Raw genomic sequence first — 26077 nt, 5'->3', positions numbered from 1 at the left:
TATATAGATGAAACAGTCGCAGTATAAATGAAAATAATCACCTCGTCACCCAATAGTGTTGGACAATTTAACATGCTACTATGACAATATTCTCTTGATGATGAAGTCACCCAGCCGTCACCAAAATAGTGCTAGGTAAAAGCCCATATTCGGGTTGACCCATGGTTAAGAGGGACGTGTTAACGCATTATCAAAGAGGGATGGATTGCCTATGTCTGCACCAGTTTTTATCAACCGATTATTAAATATGAAAAAAATTAAATACATCGGTTTAGATATGGATCATACTTTAATTCGCTACCATACAGAACGATTCGAACACCTTGTTTTTCATCTTGTGACAGAACGGTTGGTTAAACATAAAAACTATCCTGAAGAAGTATTATCGTTTAAGTTCAATTATCACGATGCAATCCGCGGTTTAGTTATTGATATCAAGCGAGGAAATATTATCAAATTAAGTCGCTTCGGGGCCATTCGCAATAGCTTTCATGGCACGCGTCCGCTTAGTTATGAAGAGCAAAAAGATATTTATTACAGTGTGTATGTTGATTTGGGGGATAAGGATTATATCCCTGTGGACACTGCTTTTTCGATTGCCTATTGTGTTTTATATCAACAATTGGTTGATTTAAAAGATAAATATCCCCATTTATTGCCGGATTATGAGTGTATCAGTGAAGATGTCTACAAAATGGTGGATTTAATCCATGCCGATGGCAGCTTGAAAAACAAAGTAAAAGACAATTTAGAAGACTATGTGATTCGAGATGAAGCGTTAGTCGAAGGGTTAATCAATTACATCGATAGTGGTAAGAAATTCTTTATACTGACAAATTCTGACTATTGGTATAGCAACTTATTGTTAGATTTTGCCATTAACCCGTTTTTAGAAAAGGGTAAGACGTGGTTGGATTTGTTTGAATATGTGATAACGTTTGCCAACAAGCCTCGTTTCTTTTTTGATAATTTAAAGTTTTTGCATGTTAACCCAGAGTCTGGGTTAATGAGCAACCTCAGCGGACCGATGGTGCCAGGCGTGTATCAAGGTGGCAATGCAACGGCGTTCACCAATCACCTTAAGGTAAGCGGCGATGAAATATTATACATAGGTGATCATATTTATGGTGATATTGTTCGATTGAAAAAAGACTGTAATTGGCGGACAGCCTTGGTTGTTGAAGAACTGGGACAAGAAATCGAAGGTTTAAATAAAACGAAAGATATCAATGAACAAATCAATCAACTCATGAAAGAAAAAGAAGATTTGGAAGAGCAAATTTTATACCTAAACATGAAACCTCGAGCGGAGCGCTCGGAGAGCAAAATCAAGGAGATTTTAGCAGAAATCGCCGATGTCGATGCAGAGCTTGCCCAATTAATCCAAAAAATGGAAACAGCGTTCAACCCCCTTTGGGGAAGGGTGTTTCGTAGCGGTGCGGAGGAGACCTATTTTGCCTACCAAATGGAACGGTTTGCCTGTATTTATATGGAAAAACTTTCCCATTTGCTCCAACATTCACCCATGTCATATTTTAGGGCGACACGTCGATTGTTACCCCATGAAATAAAGACTATGCTATAAATAGACAAGCGATTTTCAAAAAAGGAAGGAATAGGGACATTCCCTAGATATATATGGATAAAAACGATGGGCTGAAAGGAGAAGAGAATGAAAGAGCAAGATAAGGAGATTTTCCTTGCATCAAGAAGGTTGCAACGAAACTGGGGTTGGTTGTTATTCTTAGGAATTTTATTTGTTATTCTAGGAACAGTTGGCCTTGGTATGCTCGTAAGCATTACTGTGATGAGCATGTACTTTATTGCGGTGCTTTTATTTATCGCAGGGTTTGCGCAATTAGCTGATAGTTTTAAGTGTTTGCATTGGCATGGCATGTTATGGCATCTGGTCATCGCCTTTTTATATTTGATTGCTGGAGCCTTAGTATCTTATGACCCATTGATGGCTTCAACCTTAATTACCGCGTTTTTGGCTTGGTTATTTATTTTTATGGGAATAGCACGGACTATTCTATGGTTTAAATTAAATAAAGCACCGGGGACAGGTTGGTTCTTATTATCCGCTTTGGCATCTCTTGCATTAGGGGTGATTCTACTGGTTCACTGGCCCATGAGCGGCGTCTGGTTCATTGGCTTGATTATAGCGATAGAACTAATCGTAGCCGGCTGGACTTATATCCTCTTGGCCGTATCATTTAGACGGCATATGAAGTAGTTAGCACAACGTTAATGTATGTTTGCCTCTCACAACCTGGGTGTCGATGATTCCTATGAACCCTTCTCACCCAGCGTTTCTTCGTTCGGTTGACGCCAGTATTGGTTAAGAATGACATGGATAGGCTTGGGTAATCCAACGTTGTTTAGGTCATCAACGCTTAGCCAACGGCTTGACTTTTCCTTTTCATATAGAGCCTTGTCAGTGTGATAGTGATAGATTTTTAACTGGAGATGAAAATGGCTGAACGTATGCTTAAATTCGTAATCCGGTTGCGCTTTAACTGGATTAACGCCCCAAGTATGTTCCAACCAGTGATGACTATCTTGTAAGCATTTAAATTGTGGCAAACTCCATAACCCACCCCAAACGCCCTTATCAGGATTTTTCTGGATATAAATGTCCCCTGAGTGATGATGTAAAAGGATGAAGTGCCCTTCACGCGTTGGAATCTTTGCTCTTAATTGGCGGATTGGTAATCGGTCAACCATTTGTTTGGCAAAGGCTTGGCAGTTCTTTTGGATAGGGCATTGACTGCAAGATGGTTTGGCTCGTGTGCACAGGGTGGCGCCTAGATCCATAATCGCTTGGGTATAATCAGCACAACGCGCTTTATCCATGCAGTCTTGTGCAAGATGCCATAGTTGACGTTTCACAGCGGCATTTTCAGGTGGTTTATCAATAGCAAAGAAGCGGCATAACACGCGCTTAACATTGCCATCTAAGATGGCCGTTGGTTGATTAAAAGCCAATGAAGCGATGGCTGCCGCGGTGCTTTCCCCAATTCCGGGTAGTGTCGCTAACAACGTTGCTGATGAAGGAAAAACACCTTGATAGTCGTCAACAATGTGTTGGGCGCATCGATATAAATTGCGGGCACGACTATAATAGCCAAGCCCTGACCACAAGGCGAGGACATCGTCTATCGATGCGGATGCTAATGTTTCAAGGGTTGGAAACCGTTCAATAAAACGAAGGAAATAAGGTATCACTGTTTTAACTTGTGTTTGCTGCAACATTATTTCAGATAGCCAGACAAAGTATGGCGAGCGAGGATGTTGCCAGGGCAAGTCTTTACGGCCATGTTGAAAATACCAAGTTAACAGAGGCTGGGTGAACTGCGTATTAATCATGGATTTTGAAAATCGCGTTATTTAAAAGTTGATTACCCAAGTTTTGAATGACTTCTTTGCCCGTTTTATTCACCAGCTGATTAACCAGTAGAGGTGCTATGGCTTTCATATCAGGATAGGCACGAATATCGGTGATTTTTCCTTTCAGGATTAGAGGGATAGCGCCGTTTAACATCGTTTGAAGTTTTCGCACGTTTTTATCGATGGAGGATGTAATAAGCTTCATTCGCCCCGAGATAGCCTGATTTTTGAGAGTCCAGCTTAATTCCCCTGAGGCATTGATTTTTGGGTGAGTAATGGTAAAAAGAACAGGATTGACAACGCCACTGCCCATTTTGAATTGAGCTTCGAGTGACCCTTGACGGAGTTGTTCAAATCGACTGGTGTTATTTGATTGCGATATATCTTCACTCAGATTGTTTTGTAAATTGCTCGGAGAGTGACCTAATATTTTTGGCAAGCTCTGCATCAAGGCATCGATCATATTGCGTGTTTTTGGCAAATTGATAAGGGTGTTGTCATAGTTTAATTGACCCGATGCGATGGTATTATCCCAAAAATCTTGATTAACGGGATGAGTTTTACTTCGCCAATCCAAATCAAGGTTGCCATAAATCATGTAGTCATCGCTTCCCAACGCATTGACTAACGATTTTGTATTAATATTCCTGAGCTTCTGGTTCACCGATAAAACATCGCGAGTGATATCATAATCCAACGTACCTACCACTTTTCCATCTGCAAGGGAAAATTGATAGTTATTCATTGTGATAACACCCTTGTTAAGTGTGACTTTGGCTTGCAAGTCATTAACTGTTAACCGTTCAACATCAATTTCTTTGCCAGTTAAGTGAGCTTCGATGGCTATTTTCTTTAGGTTATCTGGGTTATTGAGTAGCAGATTGAATTGGCTAATGGAGCCGGAAAATAGCAGATTATTGATTTTTATTGGGCGATTATCTTGTTCAATGAGTAAGTTTGTTTGCAGGCTAAACCGCTGTGATTGATGATGCTGGGTTAATTTGAAGTCGACATTGCTCAAGGTAATGCGGTCTATACCATGATTTACCGTGAAGGAGCTGTCATTAATATATATCTTATCGACAGAAAAGGAGAGCAGGTGGTTTTCTTTAACCGCTTGCGTTTTGGTGTTTGGGGTCTTCCGTTTTGGGTGAGATTGGTTGGGCAGTGATAACTTTAGGTTAGCTCGATTTAATTGAATTTGTTCGATACTCACTTGACGGCGAAGTAAATCCCACGTGTCTAACGTTAACAGCAATTGACCGACTTGGCCTTGAACAATTGACTGTTTATTTTCAGGTTTAATGGTGACTTGGTTAATGACTAATTTAATGCTGGGAAAAACCCGCCAACTCATATCTCCTTGAATGGTTATTTGATGATGCGTTTTGGCACTTAAGAGTTTGCTGACCGATTGCTTTAACTCGTCTGGGCTGAGCTGGTAAATATAAACGATTGGGGCAGCGATAAGAATAACGAATACGAGTAATATCGAAATAAGAAGGCGTTTTAACATAGCATCTCAATCACAATGTGCTAAACATCCAAATAATAGCTTCGATTCGGCAACCCCTCATCCGCCCTTTGGGCGCCTTCTCTCCATGTCTGGGGCGAAGGAAAGATGAAGGAAATTATTTGAAAGCATTATGCAGATATAAAAAAGGACAGGATACGTATAAATTGATAACAATTCAAGGGGTATATTAAGGGTAACATAGTAGCCTGTATTAGGCGAAGCCGTAATACGGGCTACAATAAAAGAAATGACAAGAAATCCAATATCAATTAACCATGCTTTGGCGATGCAGTCTTTTCATCGGGTTTTTCATCTTTAACGGATGAAGAAGCTGTCAATATTGAATGAGCAGACACTTTCTCCTTCGGAGTAAATAACTTTTCTAATTCACCTTGCTGAACTTGGGTAGCCTTAATAAAGGATTGGTTGTATAGCTCATAAAATTTTCTAATGAAATCCTTACCCATTTTCTCACAACCCTTGAACCAACTCGCTAGGCTATCTTGTTGGTTGTTAATGGTTGTGTTGAAATTATTAAATAATCTTGCCTTAAGAACATCATCGACTGGCATATGCTCTTTTACTAGCTTTTGTAGATTATTTTTTAATTCTGAGTGACCAATATAGGGAGTAACGCTGATGGTTTGAGCAAGTGTATCTAAAAATACCAATAACTTTTCGGCATCATGATCTTCTTGCTTCTTGAGAGATGTAATGAATGCGTTAACCGCTTTTAATTGAGATACTCTTTCTTGGACAGGAAGCTTTTCAATTAATTCAAGTCTCTTGTCATTTGAATCAACCTCTTTTTCATCTTTGATAACTTTCTGTTCTTTGAGGTAAGCATCAACGGCACTATTGTATCCCTCAATTAATTTCGTATACTTTTCGCTTGGCATAAATTTTACTCCTGTAAAACAATTTGATAGAGAGGATAATAATTATCCCACAGCCATGTTACCCAAAAGAAATTAAAAAAGCTATTAATTATTGAGTAACAAATCTGAAAATTCTTGCTCTTTAGATTGATAGGGGAGGGGTAATAGCGTGCGCAAAATTTGGCCCGCTACCAGGTATCTAACTGGAAAGCTCGTTGATATTGTTTTATTAATCAGTCCATTATGCCCTTATTTTTAGCTGTTTATTGCTTGTTTAGACATATAAATACCTTTCTAAAAAAATAACGTTTTTTCATATTGACTCCCTATTCAGAACGATCTAATCTGGAGAATCCTCACCCTTATTTTTTTTACGAGGAACTGTTCAGCATGAGTTAGCTTTTCTGTTTTACTCAGGATGAGTTTAATTAGACAAGGAGAGCACAATGAAACCAAGTAAATGGGAAGTGGTTATCCTAAAACCAACCCCTGTTTTTCAGTCGTTCATTGCATCTCAATTTGAAGAAGCTGACATCCCCAACTTAAGGCTGATGTTGACTGACACCACAGCGTATGTCATTCCAAAACGTGAAACCGATGAACAAACACTCGATGAAATTGAAAAGCATTATGAAGAAATGTTCAGTCATGAAATTCAACGTTGGTTGGGCGATGAGGCACACCATCACATGGAAGGTAGTTTTTTAGACTTCTTGTGTTGCTTTAAATTTGAGTTGCATTCACAAATTGTTGTCATGGAAGATTCCATTGAATCAGGACATCAATTAATTAGAGTACGCCCCCGTTCAATCATCTTGAAATGGATGAAGTCAGCCATCGAAAGAAATGATAAAGAACTCGTTGATATTTTACAGCGCGTCAATGTCTCACATTTAGCTGAAAATGCAACAGTCGTGGTGAAAAACTTTAAACAATTAAAGGAAGTACAACCTTTTCTGGAAATGTGTTACGAGCCAATATTCAAAGCAGAAATGTCGCGCATGAATGACAATCCCTCTCAATGGCCAAGAGTGGATTCTTATAATGCGTTTTGTCGATATTTTGCTGTTGATCTGCACACGCAAATGATTCATTTGCATTAAAGGAGGTTGTTATCATGGAAGTCATAGCAATTGGTTTGATTTGTGCGGCTGTCTTTGGTGCAGTGGTTGCGTTTTCCGCATTCCTGCGCCATTTACTGCTCAGTCGTGATAAACAGTTAAATGACGATGCTCAGCATCGCGCATTAAGTCAGGAAGCTGAAGAGCTGAAAAATTTGCGGTTTGAAATGCAAAACCGTAAGCGAATGACAGCGCACTATCAGTTGCTAACCGAAAACAAACATGCCATTCAACATCTGGATGACAAAATAGACGAATTAACTCAAAAGAAAGCGGAATTGATCACCCGATGGGCTGAAATTACCATAGATGCTTCCAGGCAGATGATTGATAATGGCAGTGATCAACAACAAAAGTACAAATTTGACAAGGTCAAACAAGGCATTGATCATGCATTGATGAATTATGATCAAGAAATTAATCAATTGCAGCAAAGACGCGAAACGTTATTAAATACCCATCACGAAATTGGCGTCTATTTACTTGAACAAGACAAACGAGCAAACGAAAATCTAGATGCGTTGTATGACAAGCATTCGTTGATGTTAGAGAAAATGTTTATTCGCCATAATGAAAACAGCGAGCATGTGGCAACAAAAAGCATTGATGCAGGTACGAATACCTTTGCGATGATTATGAAAGCCCCTATTCAATTTCTCATGTCCTACTTCAAGGCTGGGACTGGGTTTAATCTAGACAAGTTGAAAGAAGAACTAAAAAATCGCGAAGACGTGGCTGATGAAGAAGATAAGATTAATCAAAACGGGGATAACTCAAGCGATATCGATGATGAAATGGATGACGATCCCCTTGATGATATGGATAGCGACGATTGGGATGATTCAGCTGATAAGAAGAATGTGGCTGTTCATTAAGCTTGGCTCCCATCGCGTTCAACGCGTTACAAACTGCCATCTCCAGGGCGCATGAACAATGCGCCTTTTTTTCATTTCACCTAATTTGCGAAACGTTAAAGTCGTTCCCTATCGAACAGCCCTGTTATGTAATAAAAACATCCAGCTTAAAAATTGGAAGCTCGCTTGAATCATATGGTTGGCTTCTAATTCATAATTCATGATTAATTGATCAGCAATAAAGAAGGCAAGCCATAACCCCATGCTAACAAAAAAGGCGACATCGGTTATCGATTCATAGGGTTTTCTTGCAAACATGCGAAAGACGGCTGACAAAAAAATGACACTTATGATTGTCATCCATCCAATAATGCTAAGGAATAGTAAGGCGGGAACCCAGTTGGGGAGATGGTACATTTTTAAGGATTCGACTAAAAATGGGTAGTTTTTTGCAGGTGCCCAGTCGGCATGTAACCAATTTAAATAAGCTATTCCACCCACCACATCGGTCCAAAGTGCGATTAGCCACCAAGCGCACCAAAAAACGATCAACAGTTTTTTAAACACGGTAATCGTGTTATAACTAGTATTTTGCATAGGATATAAAATGTCTCATCGAATCGCGGTAGTCCAAATGGTATCATCAGCAAACGTTGAGCACAACTTAAAGGTCGCTGAAAACTATATCGTCGAGGCAGCCGAAAAAGGCGCTAAAATGGTGGCTTTACCTGAGAATTTTGCGTGCATGTCCTTTCATGAGCGCGACAAATTAGCGTTGGCGGAAACGGGAGGTGATGGTCCTATCCAACAGTGGTTAAGTTACACTGCCAAAGAAAACCATATCTTTTTGCTTGGCGGTACAGTGCCGATTAAAGTTCCGGGTAAAGATAAAATCTATGCTGCATCGTTATTATTTGATGACCAAGGGGAGCAAGTTGCACGCTATGATAAAATTCATCTCTTTGATGTGACTGTTAAAGATGGGGAAAGTTATCAAGAATCGGCTGCTATTGAACCTGGGTCAAACATTGTTGCTGTTGATACGCCAGTGGGCCGAGTTGGCTTGACAGTCTGCTATGACTTGCGTTTTGCTGAAATTTTCCGACAATTAATAATAAAAGAGGTTGATTTATTCTTTGTCCCTTCAGCGTTTACAGAAACGACTGGGTCTGCTCATTGGGAAGTTTTATTACGAGCCAGGGCTATCGAGAATTTAGCGTATGTGGCTGCACCAAATCAGGGCGGTAAGCATGAAAATGGGCGGATGACATATGGCCATAGCATGATTATCGATCCCTGGGGTAAAGTTTTAGTCAATGCAAACAGGCAATCAGGCCCTATTTATGCGGATATTGACTTAGAGGATGTTAAACGATTAAGGGCCCAATTTCCATGTAACCAACACCATGTGTTGAAATAGCAGAGGTTACTCATGAGTAATACGTTAACCCAAGCGAAAGATTTATTATTTAACGCTTCTGATATCGATGAATCAGCCATTGAAAAAGTGATGAATAAGTTGTTATCTGCGACCGTTGATGATGCGGATTTATATTTTCAAAATGCATGCTATGAATCCTGGTATCTCGAAGATTCCGAAGTAAAAAGCGGCTCTTTTTCAATCGATAGAGGCGTTGGTATTCGGGCGGTTAGTGAAGACAAAACAGGCTATGCTTACTGTGATGATATTTTATTGCCCTCCTTGTTAAAAGCGGCTGATGCAGCAAAGAGCATTGTTCATTCAGGCCAATCTAAGCAGACATTGGTGGAAACAACGCGCGCAATACAGCCACAATATGCAGATATTAATCCCATTGAAACCACAACGAAGCATGCAAAGATTGCGTTGCTAAAAGCCATCGATGAAGAAGCAAGACGAATGGATTCCCGTGTGATTGAAGTCAATGCTTCCTTAAGCGCAAGTTATGAAACGATTATGATTGCGGGGATGAATCAACAATTGTTAGCCGATATTCGGCCGCTTATCAGCGTTAATGTGAGTGTGGTTGTCGAAGACAAACAGGGAAGACGTGAAACGGCAAGGAGTGGCGGGGGAGGACGTTTTGGCTTTGACCAGGTGATAAGCTCAGGCCTAGCGCTTGAGTTTGCACGAGATGCCGTCCGTGAAGCATTAGTTAATCTTGAAGCGGAAGATGCGCCTGCCGGAACCATGCCCGTTGTCTTGGGCCCAGGTTGGCCTGGCGTTTTATTGCATGAAGCAGTTGGCCATGGGCTGGAGGGTGATTTTAACCGCAAAGGGTTATCCGCTTTCTCTGGTAAAATGGGCCAGCAGGTTGCTTCCAAGGGCGTGACAGTCGTGGATAATGGTGCGATTGCCAATCGTCGTGGCTCCTTATCCTTTGATGACGAAGGGACACCTACCCAATGTACCACATTAATTGAAGATGGCGTTTTAGTGAATTATATGCAAGATAAATTAAATGCCCGCTTAATGGGCATGAAGCCAACCGGCAATTGCCGTCGAGAATCCTATGCCCATGTACCAATGCCACGCATGACTAACACATACATGTTAAGCGGAAGCTATCATCCTCAAGAAATCATTAAAACGGTTGAGAAGGGAATTTATGCCGTGAATTTTGCAGGCGGTCAAGTCGATATTACCTCCGGTCAATTTGTCTTCTCAGCGAGTGAAGCCTATTTAATTGAAAAGGGCAAGGTCACACGACCCGTTAAAGGCGTCACATTGATTGGCAATGGGCCCGATGTCATGCGACAAGTTAGTCTCATTGGTAATGATTGTTCGTTGGATAAAGGGATTGGCGTTTGTGGCAAGGATGGGCAATCTGTTCCTGTTGGCGTTGGCCAACCCACGTTAAAAATTGATGCGCTCACGGTGGGTGGTACCAAGTGAAGAATCCTCATCTGAAAATAGGGTTGGCACTTGGTAGTGGTTCTGCTCGAGGATGGGCTCATATTGGTGTTATTGAGGTATTACAACAAGCCGGTATCCCCATTCACTGCATTGCAGGATGCTCGATTGGTTCTGTGGTTGGCGCTATTTATTCAGCGGGTTCACTCCCCCAATTCAGCCAGTGGGTTAGGGGGTTGAACCGTCGAAACATGGCTCAGTTAATCGACATTAGCTTTTCGGGTGGCGGGGTGATGTCTGGTAAAAAACTCATGCACTTTTTAAAGCAGTTTAATTTAGACCAGTCGATTGAGTCTTTACCCATCAAATTCGCATCCGTTTCCACGGATTTGCATACCGGGAGAGAAATATGGTTGACGGAAGGCGATTTGTCGTTAGCCATTCGTTCTTCCATTTCACTTCCCGGGTTGTTCCAACCAGTCGATTATCATGACGCTTGGCTCGTTGATGGCGGGTTAGTTAACCCTGTTCCTGTCTCATTATGCCGAGCGATGGGGGCAGATATTGTCATTGGCGTGAACTTGAACCATGACTTAATGCAGCCACGCAAAGTACTTGCACCCGATGCTTCCAAAGACGGACTTAATATTGAAAGTTGGTTGAAAAAACTAATCGGCTGGGATGAGCGGCCTGGTTATTATAGCGTCTTAAGTCAAAGTATTAAAATTATGCAAGACCGGATCACAAAAGCACGCGCAGGGGGTGACCCTGCCGATATTAGTATCGAACCCTTGTTAGCGGATTTTTCATTATATGATTTTCATAAAGCGGATGGTGCCATCCGAGAAGGCATGGAGGCGACCCAACGACAACTCGCCTTAATCACTAAAATCATCGAGTTATGCCAACATTAACATTGGATCTCCCTTGAGATAATACCAAATTCCCCCCAAATCACTGTGCGGGATCCCTGTTAACGTATTGCAAAGCATGCGATCTTATTCTGGCTTCCCAATATTCAAAAATTCAGTCTATACTTATGAAAAATAGAATAAAAAAGGATCTCGTTATGAATAATCCCACCATTACTGAGCTTTTATTAAAAAACGAAAAAGAAAATGCCGACAGAGTGTATTTGCGTCAACCATTCCAAGATGTGTGGACAGAACTAACTTGGTCGCAAGTGATGAATAAAGCGCGCCGAGTGGCCCAATTTTTAAAAGACCAAGGGTATAAAAAAGGGGATAAATTTTCTATTTATTCAAAAAACTGTGCGGAGTGGTTTATCACTGATTTCGGCATCACCCTTGCGGGAATGGTCAATGTCCCTCTATTTGGAAACCAGCATCCCGATAGTATTAAATACATTCTCGAGCATGCTGAGGTGAAAATGGTGTTCGTTGGTAAATTGGATGATCATGTTCATGCACGGGCTAATATTCCTTCACAAATGAAAACAGCTGGTTTTGATTATCATGCCGATTTGACCGTTGATTTTAGTTGGGATGCGATGATGAAAGCCGAACCCGTTCAGGAAGTGGTCATGCCTGAAGCTAACGATATGTATACGATTATCTATACTTCCGGAACATCGGGTAATCCTAAAGGGGCTGTCTATAACCACGATCGCATCGCCAATTACTTAGAAGTGGTTGGCCGAGACGTTCTGACATTAACCCCTGTGAGATACCACCATTTTGTGTCGTATTTACCTTTAGCGCACGTGTATGAAAGGACTGCCGTTGAACTAACAAGCCTTACGGTGCCTTGTGATGTGTCCTTTGTGGAGAGTTTAGACAAATTTGCGGATAATCTTAAAGAGATACAACCGACCTTGTTTACGGCCGTGCCTAGAATTTGGGGGGTGTTTCAACAAAAAATTGAACATAAACTGCCACCAAAAAAAATGAACATTTTATTAAAAATCCCTTTAATTTCATCCTTAATTAAGAAAAAGGTTAAGTCACAGTTAGGATTTAGCCGATGCGAAAATTTTGTCTCTGGTGCCTCTCAATTGCCAATCGCTATCATGTCGTTTTTTGATAAACTCGATATTCCGATTCAAGAGGGTTACGGTCAAACCGAAAACCTAGCTTATGCAACGATTAATCGATTAGAAAATCGACGGTTAGGTTACGTGGGTAGCCCAAGACTGGAAGTTGAATTGGCGATGGGTGATGAGAATGAGTTATTAACCAAATCAAATTGTTTGATGAATGAGTACTATAAAGAGCCAAAGAAAAGCAAAGAGCAATTTGATGATAGGGGTTATCTAAGAACTGGCGATATAGCTGAGTTGGATGAAAATAACAATGTCAAAATTATTGGACGCATCTCAGAAAACTTCAAAAATCAAAAAGGGGAATTCATTGCCCCTTCACCCATCGAGAAGGAATTTTCTTCCAATACATTAATTGAACAACTCTGCTTGGTTGGACGAGGCTTACCGAGCAATGTCATGGTTGTTACCTTGGCCCAAAACGTACACCCTCGCAACAAAGATAAGTTCGCCCAATATTTGAAAGACACATTGCATACCGTCAATTCAAAATTAGCGAGCTATGAGAAAATTAGCCACGTATTTGTGTGCAAAGAAAATTGGACGCCTGAAAATGGCTTTTTAACGCCAACCTTAAAAGTAAGGCGCCCAGCCGTTGAATCGATGCATCAATCAAAACTCGAATTGGCCGTCGCTCAACACAATCAAATAGTTTGGGAAAAAGATATGGAAATGGCCGAGGCTTAGTGGTTCTGCCGAAACTTTAAAATCCGGGCACGACGAGGTGCCCGATTTATGTCTGTCGGCTAATTATTTGATAACGCTAGCGACTTTAACAATCCATCAATTTTATCAATCAAATCATTGGCATCTTTGCCATCAAACTGGCATTTCAATATCTGTGGGCCTTGTAGCTGATAGCGTTTCGGATGGAGCTGGATTAGGCTGATTAGCTTTCCTGGATCAATCATTGGCTGCTGGCAAAATTCGATTTTCCCTTGGTCGAGATTACCCTGAATGCGGGTGATTCCTAATTGCAATGCCGTTATTTTCAATAAACTTAAGCGAAATAGATGCTTCACTGGCTCAGGCAATAGGCCAAAACGATCAATCATTTCAACTTGCAGGTCGTGTAATGTTTGTTGGTTTTGTGCGTTGGCAATGCGTTTGTAAAATATGAGGCGGGTTTGAATATCAGGGATGAAGTTTTCTGGAATGATGGCGCTGATACGTAACTCGATCTCAGGGCCAGTTTGAAACGGTTGCTCCAATTCGGGTGTTTTTCCTGCTTTTAAATCGTTGACGGCTTTATCGAGCATGTCCATAAATAACGTAAAACCAATGGCATGCATGCTACCACTTTGCTCTTCGCCAAGTAGTTCGCCGGCACCACGAATTTCTAAGTCCTGCGTTGCTAAGGCAAAACCTGCCCCCAAGTCTTCAAAGGAAACAATCGCTTCCAACCGTTTTTTTGCATCGGGTGTGACAATTTTTTCATCCGGGGTAAATAAATAGGCATACGCTTGGTGATGGGAGCGCCCGACACGGCCACGTAATTGGTGTAATTGAGCAAGCCCTAATTTGTCGGCTCTGTCAATGATAATGGTGTTAGCAGTGGGAACATCGATGCCGGTTTCAATGATGGTTGTGCACACTAATACATTAAACCGATGATGATAGAAATCATTCATGATGCGCTCAAGTTCTCGCTCTTTCATTTGGCCATGGGCTATGCGAACTTTTGCTTCAGGAACGAGGCTTTCTACTTCCTCTAATATGCGATTAATCGTTTGTACGTTGTTATGGAGAAAATACACCTGACCACCACGAAGAATTTCCCGTAAAATTGCTTCTCGGATTGCGGGATTATTGCGGTTTTGCCAGAAGGTTTTCACTGCCAATCGTTTGGCAGGTGGCGTTGCGATTAAGGAAATATCGCGAATACCTGACATCGCCATATTTAATGTTCTGGGGATAGGGGTGGCTGTCATGGATAAGATATCCACTTCATTGCGAATCGATTTAATATACTCTTTTTGTTTGACCCCGAATCGATGTTCCTCATCAATAATTAATAAACCTAATCGTTTAAAATTCAATAGCTTAGTGAATAACTTATGGGTGCCAATCACAATATCAACAAGGCCTTGATTGATTTTATTAATCACAGCTTCACTTTCTTTGGCACTGCGAAATCGCGACAATAGTTCGATGGAAACGGGAAAGTCAGCAAAGCGGTCTCGAAAATTGTCAAAATGTTGACCCGCCAACAACGTTGTCGGAACTAGGATACAAACTTGCTTGCTATTTTGAACAGCAATAAATGCCGCGCGCATAGCCACTTCCGTTTTACCAAAACCCACATCACCGCAAATTAACCTGTCCATAGGACGTGGTGATTTCATATCCAATTGAATTTGGGCAATGGCTTTTTTCTGATCATCCGTTTCCTCGAAAGGAAAACCACTGGCAAAGCGATGATAATCCATTTGTGGAATTTCATAACTAAACCCAGATTTTGCTTGTCGCTTCGCGTAAATATCCAATAACTCAATTGCCACATCGTGAATTTTCTCAGCCGCTTTTTTCTTTTCCTTTTGCCAGGTATCGCTGCCAAGACGATGCAAGGGCGCTGACTCATGCTCACCGCCTGTGTACCGGCTAATGACATGAAGCGAGGTGATAGGGACATAAATTTTATCATCGCCCGCATAATTGAGTACCACAAACTCATTGGTCACTCCACCCGATTGCAGTGTTTTTAAGCCTTGGTAGCGACCTACTCCAAAGTTAATATGGACGACAGGGTTACCAATCTTTAATTCTGCTAAGTCACGGATAATGGTATTGGGATCGATTCCTCCTTGCTTTTTACGATGACTAACCACGGGTTGTTCACCGAATAATTGGGCTTCAACAATGATGTGAATGCCTGCTTCATGGAGCACACAGCCATCCAGCAAAGGCCCGGTGATGATCGCAAGTTTTATATCGGATTCGATAAAGGATTGCCAGGTATCTACTTGGCTGATGGACAAATGGCTTTGAGATAGCAAATCCAATAAGGCTTCTCGCCGGCCAGCACTTTCGACCACAAGAAGAAATCGCTCGCTTGATTGCTCAATCGTAGCAATTAATCGATGCAACGGTGATGTCGCACTTCTATCAATAGGCAATTGCTCGGGAGGGTGTATGGGCAGGTTAACCATTTGTCCCTTTTTATCGATGGGCATATCACTTAATCGTTGCTGCGAATAGGGTTTGGCTAATGTAAAAAATGACTGGCTGGTTAAAAACACCTGTTCTGGATTGATAATCGGTCGAGAAACATCGAAAGCACGTTGTTGAAACCGAGTTTTGACTTCTTGTTCAAATTGATTCGCTGCATCGATGACTGACTTGATAAAAAGGAGGTTGGTCTTCTCCGGTAAATAGTCAAAGATAGTCGCGGGTTCTTCAAAGAAAAAAGGGAGATAATATTCAATGCCGCCTGGATAATGGCCTTCGCTCACAGACTCATAGATGGGGCATTGGCTTGGATTGCCAGGGAATTGCTCTCGAAAGTGACGACGAAACAGGGTAATGCCTTGTTCGTTGTTAGGGAATTCGCGCGCAGGCAGAATGGTAATTCTGTCACTTTTTTCAGTGGTTCTTTGGCTGTCGGCATCAAAATACCTTAGGCTTTCGATTTCATCATCCAATAATTCAATACGAAAAGGTCGTTTGCTTCCCATGGGGAATACATCGATGATTGAGCCTCGAAGCGCAAACTCCCCATGTTCCATGACTTTATTCACAGCAAAGTAGCCTGCTTGCTGAAGTTGCTGGCGAAATGCTTCTCGGTCGATAGCTTGACCAATTTGAAGATGAAAAGCCGATTGTTGAAGATACATCGGAGGGCAAAGGCGGTGCATTAACGTGCTGATGGCACTAATCACAATTGCATGCGGATTTTGTTTTATCTGCGTCAAGGTTTTCAGGCGTTCAGAAATTAAGTCTTGGTGCGGTGAAAACTGATCATAAGGTAATGTTTCCCAGTCGGGAAAAAAAAACAAATGCTTTCGTTGCTCGCTATCGGCTAGGAAAAAATTCAACTCATCAAATAATTGCATGGCAGAAAGGTTATCAGTCGTGATTAACAGTGTCGTCCCGCTATTTTTTTGCAAGAGTTCTGCACAAGTTAACGACAAGCTAGCGCCATACAAATTTTGCCAAAGGAGTTCCGATTTTAAGGGGGGCAAGGCTAAGATCGATTTCATAACGACTAATTATGCAAAAGTAACATTGTAGCAAATGTGGCACAGCAATTGCATATTATTTCATAGAAAATCGACAAAGAGGTGATTATGGGACTGGATGTGAATAATTGGTTTGGCATTCATGAAAACGCGTTAAAGATTCGCGATCAACGCTCATCGCAAATCGCTAATAACTTGGCAAACATCAATACGCCAAATTATAAAGCGCGTGATGTTGACTTCAAGCAAATGTTGCAAGCGAATATGGCTGGCCAAATGCAAGGAATGACAACGGATGCGCCTGGCCATATTCAAGCCCAATCAACTTTCGCGGCTGAATTAAAATATCGAACTCCATCCCAGACGTCACTCGATGGGAACTCGGTGGATAAAGATCTTGAAGTCAGTGCATTTACGCAAAATGCATTGAGTTATCAAGCCAGTCTATCATTTTTAGATGGCAAGATTAAATCGATGATAAGAGCAATAAGAGGAGAATAACAATGGCACTGAATCATATATTTAATATTGCTGGCACGGCATTAACTGCTGAGACGATGCGCCTAACCACATCTACCTCGAATATTACCAATGCGAATGCCGTTTCAGGGACGCCAGAAGGCGTATACCGAGCGAAATACCCGATATTTAGGGCTATTCAGGCGCAAGCGAGTCAATTAATGAGTGAAGAAAATAAGCTGGGTGGGGTCAAATTAGATGGAATTTATGAAAGCGATTCCGATCCGGTCAAGCGCTATGAGCCAAATAATCCAGTTGCAGACAGTGAAGGGTTTGTGTATGCCCCCAACATTAGTCGGGTCGAAGAGATGGTGAATATGATATCTGCTTCTCAAAGTTATCAAATGAACTTAGAAATTATGGGTACTGCGAAGAAATTAATGCAAGAAACACTGCATTTAGGCGAATAAGGAGACAACAATGAGTTCAGACTCAGTCAATGGTACAGGTGCAACCAAATGGTTTGATTTAATGCCTAAAGCCACCGAGCAGAAAAAGGAACTTGGGCAAGACGATTTCTTACGCTTAATGATTGCACAAGTGCAAAATCAAGACCCCATGGATCCAAAAACCAATGGGGATTTTATGGCTCAGATGGCACAATTTAGCACCACCGATGGCATTGGTAAAATGCAAAAATCTTTGGCGAATTTAGCTGGATCATTGCAATCGGCACATGCGCTACAGGCCACAGCACTTGTGGGTAAAAAAGTGATGGTTAATAGCGATAAGTTTGCCCTTCCTGAGGAAGGTGAAACGCAAGCGATGGTGCAAGTTCCCAGTGGCATTACCGATATGAAAGCCACTATTTATAATGATAAAGGGGAAATCGTTCGTCAAATTTCGTTAGGATCGACGTCGGAAGCTGAAATGGCCATTAATTGGGATGGCATGGATAATTCAGGCGTCCGTCAAAAAGCGGGCACCTATCGAATTGCTGTCACCGGTAGTTATCTCGGTAAAGGGGTCGCATTAAATACCATGACCAAAGCCAGTGTTGATTCAGTCAGCATTGGACAAAATGGGGAAGGTGTTCGCTTAAATATTGCGGGAATTGGGTCTGTTTCTTTAGATGACGTTAGGGAAATTACTAGCTAAGCCAGGAGGCAAATCATGGTCTTTAGTACAGGGATAAGCGGTATACAAGCCGCACAAAAGCAGTTAGAGATTACCGGTAATAATATTGCCAATGCATCCACGGTTGGATTTAAATCCTCACGAGGTGAGTTTGCTGATTTGTATTCAGCGGGGCCATTGGGCGGAGGTAGCAATACCGTGGGGACAGGTGTTCGTTTGGCCAATATTAAACAAAATTTTGGACAAGGAACCAAAATCGACTCGAATAATGCCTTGGATCTGCGTATCAATGGATCGGGCTTGTTTGTTTTACAAGATCAAGGTGCTCAAATCTACAGTCGCGCTGGTCAATTCCACATTGATAATCAAGGGTATATTATCAATAACTATAACCAACGCTTAGTGGGCTACTCGGCTGATGCTAGCGGAAATATTTCAAGTGTTAGTAGTAACTTGCAAGTTGATACGTCCAATATACCAGCGAATGCTAGTACAACGGCAACCGCTGGATTTAATTTAGATTCTAATAGCACACCGCCAACCGTTGCTTGGCCAGGTGGTGCTTCACCCGCGTCAGACACCTATAATTACACGTCTTCCATGACTGTCTATGATAGCTTGGGTAATGAACATACCTTATCGATGTATTTTATCAAAGCCGATGCGGCCGGAACCCCAGCCGATCCAAACGGATCGACGCCAGCGAGTACTAATAACCAATGGTATGTGGCGTTTCAAATCGATGGCACGGATGTTCCCGCATTAGGGGGAACAGAAAACTCAGCTAACTTAAACCGCGTTAACTTTAACAGCGATGGTTCGTTTAGTGCGGTTGCGGGTGCACAAGTGGCTGGTGGGTTAATTAATTTAACGCATACCTTATCCAACGGGGCAGCCAATTTGGCCATAGCCGTGGATTTATCCGACTCAACCCAATTTGGCAGTTTATCCGGGGCAACCCGAAACCCATCGACCGATGGTTATACCTCGGGTGAAATCAATGGTCTGGGGGTTGATGACGCCGGGGTTATTTTTGCCAGTTATAACAATGGGGTAAACCGAGCACTGGGACAAGTGCAACTAGCAAACTTTACCAATTTGGATGGATTACAGCAGCTTGGGAACACCTCCTGGGCAGAAACAGCCGCGTCAGGCCAACCCATTTTAGGTAATCCAGGCGCTGCAGGTCTTGGGTTGATTGAATCCGGCGCCTTAGAAAATTCCAATGTTGACTTAACCTCCTCGTTGGTTGATCTAATCGGTGCGCAACGAAACTTCCAAGCCAATGCACAAACCATTCGAACGGCTGATGCGGTGACTCAAACCATTATTAATATTCGTTAATGAGGGGATAAGCCATGGATCCGGTACTATATAACGCCATCAACGGTGCAAAACTCGACTTAGACCGTCAATCGGTTGGCAGTCATAATTTAGCCAACTTAAATACGCCCGGGTTTAAGCAAGATCTCGTCATTGCTGAATCAATGCTTTTGAGTGGGCCTTTGGGGAGTACGCAATCGATGGTGGTAGGGCAACGCTCCACCCCGGATCTCACGCCAGGGACCTTAATGACAACTGGCCGTGAGCTGGATGTGGCTGTTCTTGAGGGTTGGTTTGCTGTTCAAGGCAAAGATGGTAAAGAAAGTTACACACAAGCGGGGAATTTCCGCATTAATGAAAATGGCACATTAACGACAGCAACAGGACAACCTGTTTTGGGGGATGGTGGACCAATAGCCATTCCACCCGCTGAAAAAATCGATATTGGGACAGATGGTACTATCTCGATTCTCCCAATTGGGGCCAACCCCAATGAACTGGCAGTTTTAGACAGATTAAAACTGGTTAAAATTGATAATCAAGAAGTAATCAAAGATAGTGAGGGCTTGATTCGTTTAAAAAACGGGGGCGTGATTGAATCAGACCCCAATTTACAGGTTCAAACAGGGGCTTTAATCAGTAGTAACACCAATGCGATTGAACAAATGGTCAATATGATTGAGCATAGCCGAGAATATGAACAATTAATGAAAGATGTGCAAAGTTTGAAAGAAAATAGCCGCAGGTTGGCACAGCTTTTGCAGCTATAAAACTAGAATAATAAGAAAAGGGGGTTGATATGCAACCAGCACTTTGGGTGAGTAAAACGGGGCTTGAAGCGCAAGATAGCCATATTGCAACCATTGCCAATAACTTGGCGAACGTCAATACTACCGGTTATAAAAAAGGTCGTGCTATTTTTGAAGATTTGATTTATCAAAACTTACAGCAAGCAGGTGCCAATTCCTCACAAAATAGTCAAATCCCCACCGGTATTAATATGGGAACAGGGGTGAGATTAGTTGCCACTGAAAAGCTGTTTAATCAAGGCAGTATTCAAAATACGGGTAATGCGTTTGACATGGCGATTGAAGGACGTGGTTTCTTCCAAATCCTCCTCCCCGACGGGACCCAAGCTTATAGCCGGGATGGCACGTTCCATATCGATTCTCAAGGACAATTAGTGACCAATAGTGGTTATGTTTTGCAGCCACCCATTACCATTCCTCAGCAAACAATCAGCGTGACGATTGGAAAAGATGGTACAGTAAGTGCTGTCATTGCCGGAAGCAACGCACCAAACCAAGTAGGCTCAATACAAATGGTCGATTTTATCAACCCCAGTGGATTACAGCCGATGGGGCAAAACTTGTTTCTTGAAACGGTTTCAAGTGGTGCTGCCCAGCAGGGAATTCCAGGGAGCAACGGTCTTGGAACGCTTCAACAAGGTGCATTGGAAGCGTCGAATGTGAATGTTGTCGAAGAGCTGGTCAATATGATCCAAGCTCAACGAAGCTATGAAATTACCGCAAAAAGCATTCAGACGGTTGATAATATGCTGCAATACATCACTCAAACCTTATAACTAAGGAATCGGTATGATTAAGCGAGGATTGTTGCTGATATCTGTTCTGGCATTGTTGGTGGGTTGTGAGGCTTTATCCCCACCATCGCCAGGAAAAGATCCGGATTATGCGCCTACTTATCCAGCGACGCCGAATCCAAACCAAAGTCGCTATGTGCATGGCGCTATCTATAATCCTGAAACAACGATTCCCTTGTTTGAAACACCAAGGGCTCGCCATGTCGGTGATATTTTGACAATTCGTTTGGTGGAAAAAACACAAGGGCAAAAACGAGCCACGAGTCGTCAAAGGAAGAACGACAATATACAAATTACCAATAATACTGTTTTTGGTCGACCAATCAATTTGGGACATAATTACAATTTTGACTTTGATATTGAAACGCAACGGCAATTTGATGGGGACGCACAATCGATACAAAATAACGAATTAAGTGGTAGCATTTCTGTCACGGTGGCACAAGTGTTATCCAATGGCAATATGGTGATACAAGGTGAGAAGTGGGTTGGGATCAATCAGGGTAAAGAGTATATTCGCCTATCGGGCATTGTAAGACCCGTTGATATTACACCGGATAATTCAATTAGTTCAGATCGCGTGGCGAATGCGAAAATTACTTATGGCGGGGTTGGTCAGGTGAATAATACCAATGCGCAAGGATGGTTCTCCCGATTCTTATGGGGGCCTTTATTCCCTGTTTAATGGCAGAATGGCTATGATAAAAATAATAAAAATAATCACATTGACCTTTATAAGCCTAAGTTGCCTTATCGCTGAGGCGGAACGCATCAAAGATGTGGCAACCTTAGCAGGTGTGCGCAATAACCAGCTTGTGGGTTATGGCTTGGTGGTTGGCCTTGATGGGACCGGGGATCGTTCTGGGACTACTTTTACAGAGCAAAGCTTCCGCAATATGTTAGTCCAATTGGGCATCAATATCCCGCCTGGCATCAAGCTAGATTCTAAAAACATTGCTGCTGTCATGGTGACGGCTAATTTGTCCTCGTTTAAAAAAGTCGGCCAAACCTTGGATGTGAATGTATCATCCATTGGTAATTCAAAGAGTTTACGAGGAGGCACGCTGTTAATGACTCCACTTAAAGGAGCTGATGGTAAACCTTATGCCATGGCGCAAGGTAATTTGGTGGTTGGTGGACTTGGGGTAAGTGGAGAAGATGGGTCAAGCGTGACGGTAAACGTTCCCAGTGGCGCAACCATTCCCAATGGCGCCACCGTTGAACAAGCTATCCCTAATCCGTTTTATTTTTCGGACTCATTGACATTCAATTTAAATACCCCTGATTTTACCACTGCAAAACGCATGACCGATGCGATTAATCAAATGATGGGGCCAGGCACTGCCAGTGCGGTGGATTCAACGTCAGTGAAAGTCACTGCCCCTAAAAAAGTGGCATATCGTGTTGACTATGTGTCTGTGTTGGAAAACATTGAGTTTGATCCGGCCGATGCAGCAGCAAGAGTTATCATCAATGCCCGAACGGGAACGGTTATTATCAATCAGAATGTGATGGTGAAACAAGCAGCGGTTGCTCACGGTAATTTAGTGGTGACAATCAGTGAAAACCGAGAGGTCAGTCAGCCCAATGCGTTTGCCCGCGGTCGAACCGTTGTTGTGCCACAAACTCAAATTAATGTTGAAACGCAAGGCAGTCGTGCTTTCTTAATGCGCGAAGGAACCAGCTTGCGAGAGATCGTCAATGGCATTAATGCCGTTGGTGCTGGCCCAGACGATATTATCGCTATCTTGGAAGCACTTCGAGGTGCTGGTGCGCTAAGTGCAACGCTGATTGTCATATAGGAGAAATCATGACCCATCCAAGCATGGCAATACATGATGTTCAAGGGCTAACCACCTTATTGGCCGACGCCCGACGTGATGGTAATAAAGCATTACCTGAGGCGGCGCGCCAGTTTGAAGCGTTGTTTTTGCAAACGTTATTAAATACCATGCGTTCAAGCCAAAAAGTATTAGACGAAGACAGTCCGTTTCGATCAGCCGCACAGGACACCTTTCAAGAAATGCTTGATGGTCAATTTGCGATGGAAATTAGTCAGGGCAAAGGGATTGGGTTAAGCCAAATGATGATTCAGCAATTGTCGAAGCAGCAAGCAAGCGAACCATCCGAAATCAAACCGTTGATTTCGGCTCCCATCGCTTTAGGATTATCAACACAGCAAAAAGCGAATCAACCAACAGAAATTAACCCACTGAGCGCGCCAGCATCATTGCCACCCGCTAAGGACTCAACAAACCTTGCTGATTATGTGATTGACTTTGTTAAGCAATTAAAGCCCTATGCAGAGCAAGCGGCCTCGGTGCTTGGTATTGATGAGAAAATGTTGATCGCGCAAGCGGCACTTGAAACAGGTTGGGGTGTATTCACAGCAAAGGATAGTCAAGGCAATAGCTCGCATAATCTATTTAATATCAAGGCAAAGCAAACCGATAGTAATGCTGTAAAAATTAAAACAACGGAGTTTTTGGCCGATAAACCTATTAAGATGAATCAATACTTTAAGCGATACGACAATATGGAAGAAAGTTTTAAGGACTTTGTTAACTTAATCAAAGGATCGCAACGTTATCAAGAAGCGCTCAATCATCACGGCAATAGTGAGCATTTCATTCAAGGATTGCAAAAAGCGGGGTATGCGACAGACCCTAGTTATGCAGATAAGATTTTACAAATTTATCGTAATCCAAACTTACAAGCAGCGATGGAACACGTTGCTAATGTTATGCAGCAGGGAGATAAATCATGACGGATATGTTATCAATTGCGGTGTCGGGTTTAAATGCGTTTCAACGTGGTTTAGATATTAGCAGTAACAATGTCATGAATGCCCATACCCCTGGCTATTCCCGACAATCGGTGATATTAAGTGGTAGCAAACCTCAGTTGGTAGCTGGTTCGTTTATTGGAACCGGTGTATCGTTTGATGGCGTCTATCGTAATAGTGATCGCTTCGCCGATATGCAAGTTCGCCAAACATTAACGGCGATGTCGCAGTATGATGCCTTTTATCAACAGGCATTGCAGATCGATAAGTTATTATCGGGAGATGGCACTTCCGTTTCAGCCAGCATGCAAGACTTTTTTAATACAATCTCTCAATTGAATGAAAACCCTGACAGTATTTCTTCTCGCAATGTCATGTTAAAGCAAAGTGAATTGCTCGTGAATCAGTTTAATCGAATGCAACAGCAACTCGATGATCAAGTCCGAGGGAATCAAACGCAAATCGAATTAACGGCTAATCAAATTAATTCAATCAGTTCACGCATCGTTGAAATTAACAAACAATTGCGATTATCCCCTAACTCGCCTGATCTGCTGGATAAACGAGATGAATTATTAAAAGAATTGTCTCAGTATACTTCAGTCAGTACGACTGAAACCGATACAGGGGCGGTGAATGTGTTTATTGGAAAAGGGCAGGGATTAGTTGTTGGAAGCACTCGCCAAGTTTTAGAAATTCAACCGTCGCCGGCAGGTGAAGTGGGCACGCAAATATTTCTCAATAATGGCAGTGGTTCGATTAATATTACGGAAAGCATTACAACAGGAAAGCTTGGTGGTTTGCTTGAGTATGAAAGCAATATTCTGGATAAGGCAAATCTACTGTTAGGCCAAATGGCTATCGGTATGGCCATGGCTTTTAACCAACAACATCATCTTGGCGTGGATTTGAATGATAATTTAGGTGGGGACTTCTTCACCGATTTTAATGACCCAACGTTACAACTTAACCGTTCTATTGCGGCTCCCACCAACGCGGGAACAGGGGTTTTATCGGTAGAAATAACAGATATCGGCCAAACAAAGTTAAGTGATTACCAATTGGTCGTTAGTGATACAGCAACCAATGAAGTGCGGGTCATACGACAATCCGATGGACAGTCTTTCACGTTGAATTGGACTGATACGCCACCAGCGCCACCGGCAGGACAGGTGGTCATAGATGGCTTACGAATTACCTTTGATGACGTTGGCAATCTGGTTGATAATGACAGCTATTCGTTGACGCCATTACGGGATGCGGCTGGGCAATTAGGCCTCGAAGTCAATGATCCCTCTCAAATTGCTTTGGCTGCTGCCGTACGAACTGAAAGCCCATTGAGCAATACTGGTACTGGTAAAATTAATCTTGGGACGGTGCTAAACACGACGGAAGTGCAAAAAGATTATCGAATTGAGTTTCTTGGTCCTAACCAATACCAAATCGTTAATGTGACCGACGCCGTAACGACTGGTCCTTTTGCTTATACTCCCAATCAAGATAATGAGATTTTTATCCCCGATGGGGTAACGCCTTCTTATTCAGTCATTATTTCAGGGGCGCCGGATACGGGAGATGTGTTTAACATGACCTATAATTCGGGCAGTGCGGGTGATAATCGGAACGGATTAATGTTAAATGATATTCAAGGCAGCAAGCTATTTGAAAGTGGAAGCGCAACGTTGTTTGATAAATACGCGGGTTTAGTGGCTGATGTGGGTGGAAGTACTTATTCGGCTCAACTTCGCTTTGAATCTGCCGATATATTACATAAGCAAGCAGTGGATTATCGAGAAAGTATCAGTGGTGTTAATTTAGATGAAGAAGCAGCGAACATCTTGCGATTCCAACAAGCCTATCAGGCAGCAGGTCAATTGTTACGCATTTCATCGGAAATATTAAATGTCCTTTACCAGGCGTTTTAAACAAATTGTATTCATC

The 26077-nt window shown here is 42.3% G+C and carries 23 protein-coding genes; 18 read left to right on the top strand and 5 right to left on the bottom strand.

Annotation, left to right across the window (positions count from 1 at the left end):
- Positions 1–211: 211 nt before the first annotated feature.
- On the top strand, positions 212–1585 hold the full coding sequence (locus tag AB3348_RS09010) for an HAD-IG family 5'-nucleotidase (protein ID WP_367607264.1): 1374 nt from the start codon (positions 212–214) through the stop codon (positions 1583–1585).
- Positions 1586–1672: 87 nt separating this feature from the next.
- Positions 1673–2236 (top strand): HdeD family acid-resistance protein, encoded by a 564-nt coding sequence (locus AB3348_RS09005; RefSeq protein ID WP_367607263.1) that lies wholly within the window; start codon positions 1673–1675, stop codon positions 2234–2236.
- A gap of 53 nt (positions 2237–2289) precedes the next feature.
- Here the strand turns inward: AB3348_RS09005 and mutY are convergent, their stop codons facing one another.
- The 3 genes from mutY to AB3348_RS08990 form a co-directional block, all read right to left on the bottom strand.
- A complete protein-coding gene (gene mutY, locus AB3348_RS09000) occupies positions 2290–3369 on the bottom strand; it encodes an A/G-specific adenine glycosylase (protein ID WP_367607262.1) in 1080 nt (359 codons plus the stop codon).
- The gene (locus AB3348_RS08995) at positions 3362–4906 is read right to left on the bottom strand and encodes an AsmA family protein (RefSeq protein ID WP_367607261.1); all 1545 of its coding nucleotides are present in this window, start codon (positions 4904–4906) and stop codon (positions 3362–3364) included. The genes mutY and AB3348_RS08995 overlap by 8 nt, the downstream gene beginning before the upstream one ends.
- 269 nt (positions 4907–5175) lie before the next feature.
- Entirely contained in the window at positions 5176–5805 is a 630-nt protein-coding gene (locus tag AB3348_RS08990) for a hypothetical protein (protein WP_367607260.1), read from the bottom strand.
- A gap of 425 nt (positions 5806–6230) precedes the next feature.
- Between AB3348_RS08990 and AB3348_RS08985 the strand changes: the two genes are divergently transcribed.
- The gene (locus tag AB3348_RS08985) at positions 6231–6887 is read left to right on the top strand and encodes a hypothetical protein (protein WP_367607259.1); all 657 of its coding nucleotides are present in this window, start codon (positions 6231–6233) and stop codon (positions 6885–6887) included.
- A 14-nt stretch (positions 6888–6901) separates the two neighbouring features.
- Complete coding sequence (locus AB3348_RS08980) at positions 6902–7780, top strand: hypothetical protein (RefSeq protein ID WP_367607258.1); 879 nt, start codon at positions 6902–6904, stop codon at positions 7778–7780.
- Positions 7781–7888: 108 nt separating this feature from the next.
- On the opposite strand, the gene AB3348_RS08975 is transcribed toward AB3348_RS08980, so the two are convergent.
- Positions 7889–8356, bottom strand: coding sequence for a hypothetical protein (locus tag AB3348_RS08975; protein WP_367607257.1), 468 nt, complete (start codon positions 8354–8356; stop codon positions 7889–7891).
- A gap of 10 nt (positions 8357–8366) precedes the next feature.
- Here AB3348_RS08975 and AB3348_RS08970 point away from each other — a divergent pair, with 10 nt between their 5' ends.
- From AB3348_RS08970 to AB3348_RS08955, 4 genes are all read left to right on the top strand, one after another.
- Positions 8367–9179 carry a carbon-nitrogen hydrolase family protein gene (locus AB3348_RS08970; RefSeq protein ID WP_367607256.1) on the top strand — a complete coding sequence of 271 codons (813 nt, stop codon included), beginning with the start codon at positions 8367–8369 and terminating at the stop codon, positions 9177–9179.
- A gap of 12 nt (positions 9180–9191) precedes the next feature.
- On the top strand, positions 9192–10634 hold the full coding sequence (tldD, locus tag AB3348_RS08965; protein WP_367607255.1) for a metalloprotease TldD: 1443 nt from the start codon (positions 9192–9194) through the stop codon (positions 10632–10634).
- Positions 10631–11506, top strand: coding sequence for a patatin-like phospholipase RssA (rssA, locus tag AB3348_RS08960; RefSeq protein WP_367607254.1), 876 nt, complete (start codon positions 10631–10633; stop codon positions 11504–11506). The genes tldD and rssA overlap by 4 nt, the downstream gene beginning before the upstream one ends.
- A gap of 155 nt (positions 11507–11661) precedes the next feature.
- Complete coding sequence (locus tag AB3348_RS08955) at positions 11662–13338, top strand: AMP-binding protein (RefSeq protein WP_367607253.1); 1677 nt, start codon at positions 11662–11664, stop codon at positions 13336–13338.
- Between the two features lie 59 nt (positions 13339–13397).
- Here the strand turns inward: AB3348_RS08955 and mfd are convergent, their stop codons facing one another.
- Entirely contained in the window at positions 13398–16850 is a 3453-nt protein-coding gene (mfd, locus tag AB3348_RS08950; protein ID WP_367607252.1) for a transcription-repair coupling factor, read from the bottom strand.
- Positions 16851–16937: 87 nt separating this feature from the next.
- Here mfd and flgB point away from each other — a divergent pair, with 87 nt between their 5' ends.
- Genes flgB through flgK form a run of 10 tightly spaced genes read left to right on the top strand, consistent with a single transcriptional unit; the run spans position 16938 to position 26061 of the window.
- Positions 16938–17330, top strand: a complete 393-nt coding sequence (gene flgB, locus AB3348_RS08945; RefSeq protein WP_367607251.1) for a flagellar basal body rod protein FlgB — start codon at positions 16938–16940, stop codon at positions 17328–17330.
- Between the two features lie 2 nt (positions 17331–17332).
- Positions 17333–17758: a flagellar basal body rod protein FlgC gene (gene flgC, locus AB3348_RS08940; protein WP_367607250.1), complete on the top strand. Its 426-nt coding sequence runs from the start codon at positions 17333–17335 to the stop codon at positions 17756–17758.
- Positions 17759–17768: 10 nt separating this feature from the next.
- The gene (locus AB3348_RS08935) at positions 17769–18446 is read left to right on the top strand and encodes a flagellar hook assembly protein FlgD (protein WP_367607249.1); all 678 of its coding nucleotides are present in this window, start codon (positions 17769–17771) and stop codon (positions 18444–18446) included.
- 15 nt (positions 18447–18461) lie between these two features.
- The gene (gene flgE / locus AB3348_RS08930; protein WP_367607248.1) at positions 18462–19769 is read left to right on the top strand and encodes a flagellar hook protein FlgE; all 1308 of its coding nucleotides are present in this window, start codon (positions 18462–18464) and stop codon (positions 19767–19769) included.
- A gap of 14 nt (positions 19770–19783) precedes the next feature.
- A complete protein-coding gene (locus AB3348_RS08925; RefSeq protein ID WP_367607247.1) occupies positions 19784–20518 on the top strand; it encodes a flagellar basal body rod protein FlgF in 735 nt (244 codons plus the stop codon).
- Positions 20519–20547: 29 nt separating this feature from the next.
- Entirely contained in the window at positions 20548–21333 is a 786-nt protein-coding gene (gene flgG, locus AB3348_RS08920) for a flagellar basal-body rod protein FlgG (protein ID WP_367607246.1), read from the top strand.
- Between the two features lie 16 nt (positions 21334–21349).
- Positions 21350–22036, top strand: coding sequence for a flagellar basal body L-ring protein FlgH (gene flgH, locus AB3348_RS08915; RefSeq protein WP_367607287.1), 687 nt, complete (start codon positions 21350–21352; stop codon positions 22034–22036).
- A gap of 13 nt (positions 22037–22049) precedes the next feature.
- Positions 22050–23153 (top strand): flagellar basal body P-ring protein FlgI, encoded by a 1104-nt coding sequence (locus tag AB3348_RS08910; protein ID WP_367607245.1) that lies wholly within the window; start codon positions 22050–22052, stop codon positions 23151–23153.
- A gap of 8 nt (positions 23154–23161) precedes the next feature.
- Positions 23162–24118, top strand: coding sequence for a flagellar assembly peptidoglycan hydrolase FlgJ (flgJ, locus tag AB3348_RS08905; RefSeq protein WP_367607244.1), 957 nt, complete (start codon positions 23162–23164; stop codon positions 24116–24118).
- The gene (gene flgK / locus AB3348_RS08900) at positions 24115–26061 is read left to right on the top strand and encodes a flagellar hook-associated protein FlgK (RefSeq protein ID WP_367607243.1); all 1947 of its coding nucleotides are present in this window, start codon (positions 24115–24117) and stop codon (positions 26059–26061) included. Before flgJ ends, flgK begins: the two co-directional genes overlap by 4 nt.
- The last annotated feature ends 16 nt before the right edge of the window (positions 26062–26077 follow it).

The sequence above is a fragment of the Legionella sp. W05-934-2 genome (assembly GCF_964199965.1).
In the GTDB taxonomy this organism is placed as follows: Bacteria; Pseudomonadota; Gammaproteobacteria; order Legionellales; family Legionellaceae; genus JAFIFT01.
The sequence above is the reverse complement of the archived record's forward strand: the minus strand, read 5'-3'. Positions and strand labels throughout refer to the sequence as shown.

What these genes read in the sequence shown, in the direction of transcription:
- AB3348_RS09010 (WP_367607264.1), top strand. Translation starts at nt 212, where the DNA reads ATGTCTGCACCAGTTTTTATCAACCGATTATTAAATATGAAAAAAATT.
- AB3348_RS09005 (WP_367607263.1), top strand. Translation starts at nt 1,673, where the DNA reads ATGAAAGAGCAAGATAAGGAGATTTTCCTTGCATCAAGAAGGTTGCAA.
- mutY (WP_367607262.1), bottom strand. Translation starts at nt 3,369, where the DNA reads ATGATTAATACGCAGTTCACCCAGCCTCTGTTAACTTGGTATTTTCAA.
- AB3348_RS08995 (WP_367607261.1), bottom strand. Translation starts at nt 4,906, where the DNA reads ATGTTAAAACGCCTTCTTATTTCGATATTACTCGTATTCGTTATTCTT.
- AB3348_RS08990 (WP_367607260.1), bottom strand. Translation starts at nt 5,805, where the DNA reads ATGCCAAGCGAAAAGTATACGAAATTAATTGAGGGATACAATAGTGCC.
- AB3348_RS08985 (WP_367607259.1), top strand. Translation starts at nt 6,231, where the DNA reads ATGAAACCAAGTAAATGGGAAGTGGTTATCCTAAAACCAACCCCTGTT.
- AB3348_RS08980 (WP_367607258.1), top strand. Translation starts at nt 6,902, where the DNA reads ATGGAAGTCATAGCAATTGGTTTGATTTGTGCGGCTGTCTTTGGTGCA.
- AB3348_RS08975 (WP_367607257.1), bottom strand. Translation starts at nt 8,356, where the DNA reads ATGCAAAATACTAGTTATAACACGATTACCGTGTTTAAAAAACTGTTG.
- AB3348_RS08970 (WP_367607256.1), top strand. Translation starts at nt 8,367, where the DNA reads ATGTCTCATCGAATCGCGGTAGTCCAAATGGTATCATCAGCAAACGTT.
- tldD (WP_367607255.1), top strand. Translation starts at nt 9,192, where the DNA reads ATGAGTAATACGTTAACCCAAGCGAAAGATTTATTATTTAACGCTTCT.
- AB3348_RS08955 (WP_367607253.1), top strand. Translation starts at nt 11,662, where the DNA reads ATGAATAATCCCACCATTACTGAGCTTTTATTAAAAAACGAAAAAGAA.
- mfd (WP_367607252.1), bottom strand. Translation starts at nt 16,850, where the DNA reads ATGAAATCGATCTTAGCCTTGCCCCCCTTAAAATCGGAACTCCTTTGG.
- flgB (WP_367607251.1), top strand. Translation starts at nt 16,938, where the DNA reads ATGGGACTGGATGTGAATAATTGGTTTGGCATTCATGAAAACGCGTTA.
- flgC (WP_367607250.1), top strand. Translation starts at nt 17,333, where the DNA reads ATGGCACTGAATCATATATTTAATATTGCTGGCACGGCATTAACTGCT.
- AB3348_RS08935 (WP_367607249.1), top strand. Translation starts at nt 17,769, where the DNA reads ATGAGTTCAGACTCAGTCAATGGTACAGGTGCAACCAAATGGTTTGAT.
- flgE (WP_367607248.1), top strand. Translation starts at nt 18,462, where the DNA reads ATGGTCTTTAGTACAGGGATAAGCGGTATACAAGCCGCACAAAAGCAG.
- AB3348_RS08925 (WP_367607247.1), top strand. Translation starts at nt 19,784, where the DNA reads ATGGATCCGGTACTATATAACGCCATCAACGGTGCAAAACTCGACTTA.
- flgG (WP_367607246.1), top strand. Translation starts at nt 20,548, where the DNA reads ATGCAACCAGCACTTTGGGTGAGTAAAACGGGGCTTGAAGCGCAAGAT.
- AB3348_RS08910 (WP_367607245.1), top strand. Translation starts at nt 22,050, where the DNA reads ATGATAAAAATAATAAAAATAATCACATTGACCTTTATAAGCCTAAGT.
- flgJ (WP_367607244.1), top strand. Translation starts at nt 23,162, where the DNA reads ATGACCCATCCAAGCATGGCAATACATGATGTTCAAGGGCTAACCACC.
- flgK (WP_367607243.1), top strand. Translation starts at nt 24,115, where the DNA reads ATGACGGATATGTTATCAATTGCGGTGTCGGGTTTAAATGCGTTTCAA.